3 protein-coding genes and 3 pseudogenes are annotated in these 8,217 nt (G+C 40.5%); all 6 read left to right on the forward strand.

Annotated features, from left to right (window positions below):
• The coding region (locus tag PL85_RS17820; RefSeq protein ID WP_194573138.1) for a hypothetical protein at positions 1–2,501 on the forward strand (2,501 nt) is incomplete at its 5' end.
• Between the two features lie 1,307 nt (positions 2,502–3,808).
• A complete protein-coding gene (locus tag PL85_RS19115) occupies positions 3,809–5,665 on the forward strand; it encodes a tyrosine-type recombinase/integrase (RefSeq protein ID WP_232471682.1) in 1,857 nt (618 codons plus the stop codon).
• Positions 5,649–5,980 (forward strand): annotated as a pseudogene (locus PL85_RS18930) (IS4 family transposase); the annotation flags it as partial. The gene PL85_RS19115 and the pseudogene PL85_RS18930, both read left to right, overlap by 17 nt.
• A gap of 107 nt (positions 5,981–6,087) precedes the next feature.
• Positions 6,088–6,339, forward strand: a pseudogene (locus PL85_RS17830) (transposase); the annotation flags it as partial.
• Between the two features lie 86 nt (positions 6,340–6,425).
• Positions 6,426–7,975 (forward strand): IS3 family transposase gene (locus PL85_RS17835; protein WP_410001431.1). Its coding sequence is split into 2 segments (ribosomal slippage): positions 6,426–6,894 and positions 6,894–7,975, totalling 1,551 coding nucleotides; the frame shifts between segments, so codons are not numbered across the junction.
• A 51-nt stretch (positions 7,976–8,026) separates the two neighbouring features.
• A pseudogene (locus tag PL85_RS17840) lies at positions 8,027–8,217 on the forward strand (IS3 family transposase); the annotation flags it as partial.

Below are 8,217 nucleotides of genomic sequence, written 5' to 3' on the forward strand. Positions count from 1 at the left end.
GGGATCATGGGGCGCTTACAATCAAACTACTACTTCCTCACGCACATGATAGCTTATTAGAAGATCTAGAGAAGCTACTAGAACTCATCGATTGCCCAAACGACTTTAGAGGCTTACAAAAGGTACATACGGTTCTTGAATATTTCTTCACTACCCATCCTGAACATTTCTGTTCTTTAGTTGAACTAAACGCAACAAGAATAAATGTGTTACTCGAACTGTTCACAAACATTGGGGAATCATATTATTCGCAATATAGTAACGGAGTACATGCCAAAGGTTGGATGAGTAAACGTCCCCTCTTTTCACTTCTTTTCGTTTTTTATGAACATCTGTCGCCGGAGTCAGCGTCCGCATTACTTTTCTTCCTAAAGCATTACTATGACAATGAACCGGTTATCTTTGAACACAACCACACTGAACAATCAATCAGAGCCTTCAGGCTTTTGTATACAGACCCACTGACAGATCGCGCCTGTTTCGATTCAAACTCAGTAGTACAAACAGCCGACAATATTAGAGCCTATCGCCAATCACTAACCTCTGAAAATGATACAGATGACTTTGTCGATGAGCCAATTGCATCAAGCCATATTAACTATCTAAGAGAGTTAGAACATTTTTACCGCTTGGACTGGAAGAAAAGAACGTACATAGAGCGTTCTTCAAAGAAAATCATTCGGTCATCATTTAGTCGCCGAAAAATTGAAAGAATTGTAGGGTCTGACAACTTGTTTACTGCATCGTTAAATAAGAGGCCGTTAAAACAATCACTAGTTGATTCAGGGATAACAGCGAACGAAGATTATCCCGGGCTGGCTATTATCAAAACTGAACAGCCAATACTACCGAAGCCTACTCACGAATTACCGGATGTCTCGGTTATCAAAGATACTGCAAAAATTGCAAGTAAGAGCCGAGGCATATCTAGAGATGTTCGCCGTAGTCACAACATTACTCCTGTCAGTCGTAATATTCTTCAACCACATGAACTTTTCCATCTATGGCAGGCGTTAAACTCGCATAGCAATACACTAATTGGAAAGGTCGCAAAAAGCCACGTTCAATGCCTGCTAACCTTTATTCTTATCACTGGTCGAAGCCTAGATAACGCATGCTGTGTACCAACCTGCAATAAGAACGACAATAGCCACATAGGTCTAACGATAAAAAGAGATAAGTTAATATTAAAAGTTGCCCCTAGACCTACAGCGGATCGAGGAAAACATTCCAATAATGCAAATTTATTGAAAACCAAAACCGTTGCTTCCATACATCTACCTATTTTTCTTTTCGAGTCGTTGTCTCGCAGTGGAATCACATTGGGGAGCAAACTGTCAGGTAAACATTCCGTAAACACTTTTAGAAAAGCCATTAAGCTTTTTTTGAAGGCGCTCAATAAACGCTATCATTGCCAGATTAGTCTTCAGCGCATAGAGAATTACTTAATCAACAGAACAATAGCTCTAGAGAAAAACGACCCAGTCATACTAGAAATTCTACGAGGAGAAATAAGCTACTACAGCCGCTCCCCTCGACACTATGCTTGGTATTCAGAAACGGAGCTTAACAATAAAGCTCAAGAACTTTGGTCAGATATATTCAATCAAATCAAGTTCTATAGCCCTGAATTCCAATCACCTCTGTTCGGCACTCTTGAACTAGACCTTGATGAGCGTGGAATAGGATCTCAGTTCACACCAACCAAAGAAGCTATAATCCATTGGGTATCAGAGCACACTCGCAAACTACATACTTATACTGCATTTGAAGTAGTTAAAAATATCAAAGAGTTAGTGAACTACCACAATCAATACACTATTTACACGCTAATCATGCTGATAAACGCTTCGGGTTATCGTGCTGTATATAATCCTATGCCTAGTTTTGATCTGCTTTTGCTACGCTACGGAGCACTCTGCATTTCAGATAAAGATTCAGCGAAAACCTTCTCACATACTCGAGTCATTGCCTGTCCCTCGCTGCTTGAATCACAATTAAGGCACTATAAACAGCATTCTCAAACACTCGCAAATCTCATCAGCAATTTATACCCAATGCAATCTCAACAGCTTTATGCTCATACATGTGAGCACCAACTACTTGACCTATCAAATAAAGTAGAGCGTACTGAATGGTTCTTATCAGTCAAAAACTCGCAATCTAATGACGGTGTGTTTTTCTTATTCACTGCTGTCGAAGATGATGACACCATCTATCAGACGAAAAACTCCGGCCCTTCGAGCTTAAGTAAACACATTAACTTACCACTTAACTTTGGACGCCATTACGTCCGCCGCTATTTGCAAAAGGAAAATATCCACCAAGAACTCATTAAATTTCAATTGGGTCATTGGGTAACTGGAGAAACGCCTCTGGAACGCTATTCATCATTAACTCACTGTGAAGCAATTGAAACTTTAAGCCCAATTCTCAATCAGATGCTGACGGACATCGGTTGGCAGGCTATCCCTTCATTAATAACAAGAAAAAGAGTCTAACGATGAGCGGCCTAAACCGATTACTAACCGAAGAAATAGAAACTAATTATCTAGTTGCCGCTCAAGAAGAAGTTAAAGACTACTTAAAGCTGACAGAGAACGAAAAGCTAAGTACAGCGGATAAACTAAACCTTATTAATAAAGTCTATTTACTCACGCAAAGGTATGCTCATGTAAAAGATAACGCCATACAGCCTAGCTCTCTTCGAAAAATACAAGGTAGTTTTAGCAAAACCTTTGAGCATCACAATCTTCAACTAAAGCTATTGGAGCTACTGTTATGCGTAATTGAGAAGAATTTAAAAATAACAGCGCCAGCTATTAGTCAAACTTACGAGATAAAACAAGATATACCTCTTCTCAAGCCTGATGATTTTTTAATGTCTCGTTTGCAAGCTAACATTTATGAACTTATTGAAAATGAATCTCAGTTAGCGATTTTCTTAGATAGCCCACAACAAAATCAAGCCATCCTCATTATATGGCTAGCATTAAAAGAAGGGATCGACCGTTCTAAAGATGTTAAAGCGATACTAGCTAAAGAATGCAATTTTTATCGAGTCAAAAATCATTGGTTTGTCGAACTAAACAATCAGCGGTATTGGTTGTCATCTATGGCTGAGCTACTACTTACCGCCCATTGGAATGCTAGTCCTACAACCAAAGTCGACGTTATGGGAGAAATGAATAAACAACTCTATAAAAACCGATTGCTTCCCTTCAATTATACTCTGAGTTTTATAGACCTACGCGCATTTCTGAAAAATGAGTTCATCCTAACCTCAAGCCCCATAGAATATTCTGTTTGCCAAGGTGCGTTTAGAACGACCTCCATTTCGCAAATCTCACTGTTTAGATTAGTTTCAGGTCAAAGAGTTCGGCAAGATATCACGAAGGAAGACGACAAAAAAAGTGGAATAACCGTTAGGCAGAAAGTAGCTTGGCTATCTGCTTGCGCTAACTCAGCACAGCAGTTGAGAAAAAAAACAACGGTTGATCAAGAAGAGGTTACAACAGCTGAACAACTTGAACTCATTAATTACTTTATTAAGCCATTGGTAAAAACATCTCTTAAAGAAAGTATCAATATAAACAAGACGTTACAAGATGAACTCAGGGTGTGGCTAGAAACCAATGATATCGCCAAAGCAACGCCATGGAGCTGGTTGGTCTTGTCTTGGCTATATCAGCTACTTAAGTTCGGTGGCAAATATAAAAAACGCCTTCGGTTAACAACTATTAGAGCCTATGTCACTTATATCGCTGGACCGTTTATCCAAGAATTTTCCGGCTGCGATCCAAAACTAATGGAACATTTAGATTGGGCAGAAAAACTTAACATTATTGCAGAACACATTACTTCCACTAAAAAGGTATACGTACTCTATTTGGCTGAGTATCTTATTGAAAGCGGGCTTGTGACTAACTTATGTCTATCGGATATCGATATTTCATCTACATCACACGCAATCAATGCGAACCTAATCACCCAACAAGAAGCAGATAAAATCATTAAAGCATGTGATGAGCTCGACACGCCGACATCTAGGGTGGCTAAGCTATGTTTCTGCTTTGGATTTTATAGTGGGTTACGCCGCGGCGAAATCGCGGGATTACAGTTCGCAGATATCGCTATCGCAGGTAATCATTATGCGAACCTGCACATTCGACCGAATAAATACCGAGAGTTGAAATCGAGCGAAAGTTCAAGAAATATTCCTCTTGATAGTCTTTGGCCAGAAGCACCACTTGAGTTTTTGATCGAATTTATAATCGTCGAGAAAACAAAGTTCACTCGGGGGAAGTCATTAATATTTGGTGACAGCAGTCAGTTGAATGAATCTCTAATTCTTCTTACCAACATTATGAAAATTGTTATCGGCGAACCAAATATACGCTTTCATCACTGCAGGCACTCTTTTTGTAATTGGACGTGGATTCTATTGAATCCTATCGTGTTAAAAAAACTGTCCGAGGTTGATTTTTGTCAGCACCCTTATTTTTCTCTTAATTCTTCTCAAAGGCTGTGCAAGCGTTTAGCAATATCGCCTTTTTCTCGTAAAAAATTCTGGGCGCTATCTGGATTACTAGGACACTCTTCACCTGATGTAACTACGTCATCTTATTTTCATATCAGTGAGCTTGTTCGACGTACAATATTTGCTAAACACCGCCCGTCACCATCTCTACTTCGCCGATTCTGGGGACAGAGAATACGTATAGATGAACAAGGTAGGTTACTCTCAATACCAGATTCCAAAAAAGAACTTACAAGCGTATATCCGATCGAATATAAACCTGAAATTGATAAGTCATGTATAAACACTGCTATTCACGAATTAGTAATTATTCCAAATATGGAACTCAAGCAAAGCGTCTCCTTACGCTCCGTTTGGGATATAGTTTGTCTCTTGGCTGAAGGACATAAAACAAATGATGTTTCATACATTTTAAAAATTGATGAGGAGTCAGTCCTGTCAGTTTTGCGGGCAGACGGACAAATCACTCAATCATCATTGCGTCGTTCCAAATATGAACTAGCGCCTTTAGTTAACTATACCAAACTGAACAGGGGCAACATAAAAGCAATTAATGCTCTCGTAGAGTTGTTCGAAGCTGCAGAAAAAAAAGAGCTAATACCAGCCAGTTTTAACTTCAAAGAATTAGCTAAAATACTAACAGATCTCGTCGGCTCTAAAGACAACTTAATTCGTACCCACAACAAAAATGCCGCCCTTCTACTACTAAAATTGATGCAAGTGATAGGGTTAACTGAGCGCCATGTTAAAATTAAGTGGTACTTCCCTAGAGAGAAAGACTGCAATATTAGCCAGTTAGATGAATATAAAAAGCACCTGAAATTCTGGTATACAACAATTAGCGGAAAGATTTTTCCTAATATACACATAGAAGTTATCGTCCCTAAAAAATTTGCTGCTCACATAAAAAGATCAAGAAAATTTAAAACGACCATAAGTGATGACGGTAAATATTTAAAATACCACCCACCAGGCACAATCAATATCCATGTATTACAAGCTAAATTTGATAATGAACGACATGACGAAAATGGTAATAAGATCTTCACCCCACAAAGGACAAGAGCTTTTGTGAGTTTCCTACGATTATTGGCTATTCATATAAAAGTTAGAACGAGCTTTTAGCATACCGGCCTTCATAGCTGTAAGAGTGCATCAGTTGCGATATGTTGGTCTAAATAGAACAGAAGCAGAGAAGCAAAGCTGTCAAAAGTTACTAAGCCCCCAGCTTGGAAACTGCTGTGGTCAAAACAAGAAAAGACAAAGCCACCACGCCAAGCTCCAACTGTCTATTGGGCTTACATTAATCTTGGAAAATTTGCCGGATGGCACGACTCCAAGCGAAATGCTCGAGTGGACTGGGAAAGGCTTTGAAAAGGATGGTTCAAGTTGCAAACCACTCTCGGAGGGTACCTACTCGCTAAATCTCTTGAGATATGACTTGTGATCAAGATACAGAGCCTAGCTGGGGGGCTCTATGCAATATGATCCGCCCCAGCAGTTTTGGACACCGAGTTAAGTGAGTACAGTCACTAACGAGGTGAACAATGACAACTAAGAAAACTAGAATTAAACATTCCCCTGAATTTAAAGCAGAAACTCTGAAGCTAGCAGAGAAAGTCGGAGTAGCTGCCGCAGCAAGACAGCTTTCTTTACATGAATCTCAAATCTATGGGTGGTGGAAGAACTCGAAGAAAGACACCAATACGAGTCAGCGAGAGCAAGAGCTAGCCGCAGAGGTTGCCAAGCTCAAAAGGCAGTTGGCTGAGCAAACCGAAGAGCTAGAAATTGTAAAAAAGGCCGCCATGCGTATTTCGGTGATTGCGATCGCTCGTTTCCCCCCTGTGTCAGCATAGTTGTCGCCTAGATTTTTAAGGAGATAACTATGCCAGCTAATCCAGTTCCAATTGATGTGAAAACGAAAGGTCAAACTTGGCTGTTACCACCATATAATTGGTCTCATCGAAGAATTGCTAAAGAATTAGATGTGAGTCCTTCCGTGGTATCTAAGTGGAGAAATGAACTTGTTGAAAGCGGCCTATTGTCTACAGAGCCGCCGTTAGAAAATACTACTACTGATTATTCAGCGGAGCAGCGGTTTTTCATAGTGATTGAAACTGCAACAATGTCTGAACGCGAGTTAGCTGAATACTGTAGGTCTAAAGGGTTATTTGTCGATGACGTTAAAACCTGGCGAGCACTATCTATCAAGGCGCAGAGCGCAATATCAACTTCAATATCACACAAAGAAAATAAGCAACTACGTGAGGAACGCAGAAAGGTAAAAGCGTTGGAGAAGGAGTTGGCACGTAAAGAGAAAGCACTTGCTGAAACGGCTGCACTACTGGTTTTGCGGGAAAAGTTCAATGCCCTCTGGGAAATCAACGAGGAAGACTGATTCCTATCTCAGAGCGGCTTAAAATAGTCACGCTTGTTGATGAAGCTGTACGTAAAGGGGCAACAAAGACAAAGGCTTGTTCCACCGTTGGGTTATCAATACGAACGTTCCAGCGTTGGACACGGAACTCTGCCGAAATCACAAGTGATATGCGTCAGCATCCTCGGCAGCACGAGCCTCATAATAAGCTATCAGAAGCCGAAAGGCAGCAGATATTAGATATCTGCAATACACCAGAGTATGCCGATTTACCGCCGAATATCATCGTTCCAATGTTGGCTGATGAAGGCATTTACATTGCCTCAGAGTCCACATTTTATCGTGTATTAAAAGCAAACAACCAGCTAGGTAAGCGAACTCGTAACAAAGCTGGCATAAGTCCTTCTCGACCAAAGGTTCAAAAAGCCTGCAAACCAAATCAGGTATGGAGCTGGGATATCAGTTATCTGCCATCCAAAATACGAGGGAAGCACTATTACCTCTATTTGATAATGGATATCTTCAGTAGAAAAGTAGTAGGTGCAGAAGTGTATGATCAGGAGCTAGGCGAATATGCAGCGGAGTTACTCCAAAGAACAGCATGGCGGGAAAAGTGTGTGCAAGGCAACATTACTTTGCACTCTGACAACGGTGCTCCTATGAGAAGTTACACCATGCTTGCAAAGATGTATGACCTTGGGGTTGTAAGCTCTTACTCTAGGCCAAGAGTAAGCAATGACAACCCATACTCTGAGTCGTTGTTCAAAACAATAAAGTATTGTCCTTCATGGCCAATGGATGGGTTTTCTTCCATTGAAGACGCTCGGTGTTGGGTTGGTAATTTTGTTGATTGGTATAACAATGAGCATAAACACAGTGGCATAAAGTATGTAACACCTCAGCAGAGGCATTGCGGGGAGGATAATGAAATTCTCCGACAGCGCATGCAAGTCTACCGACGTGCTCAATTGACTCATCCAGGCAGATGGAGTCGGCAAACGAGAGACTGGAGTTATATCGATGAGGTGTACTTGAACCCTGAAAAGTGTGCAGCGTAATCATTGACGTTACTAAATTGTAAAAAAGACGACAACTTGCTTGAAAAACAGCGGTACTGCTCAAAAGATTATCGAGACCTCATAACTACTTATAATCTAAAACAAAGTATGAGCAGGAAAGGAAATTGCTGGGACAATGCTTGTGTTGAGAGCTTCTTCCATTCTATGAAAGTTGAAGCGATCCAACATGAACCGATTATGATGAGAGAGCAGATGCGCCAAACGATCTTCGAGTACATAGA

Source organism: Vibrio anguillarum, from assembly GCF_001989995.2.
In the GTDB taxonomy this organism is placed as follows: domain Bacteria; phylum Pseudomonadota; class Gammaproteobacteria; order Enterobacterales; family Vibrionaceae; genus Vibrio; species Vibrio anguillarum.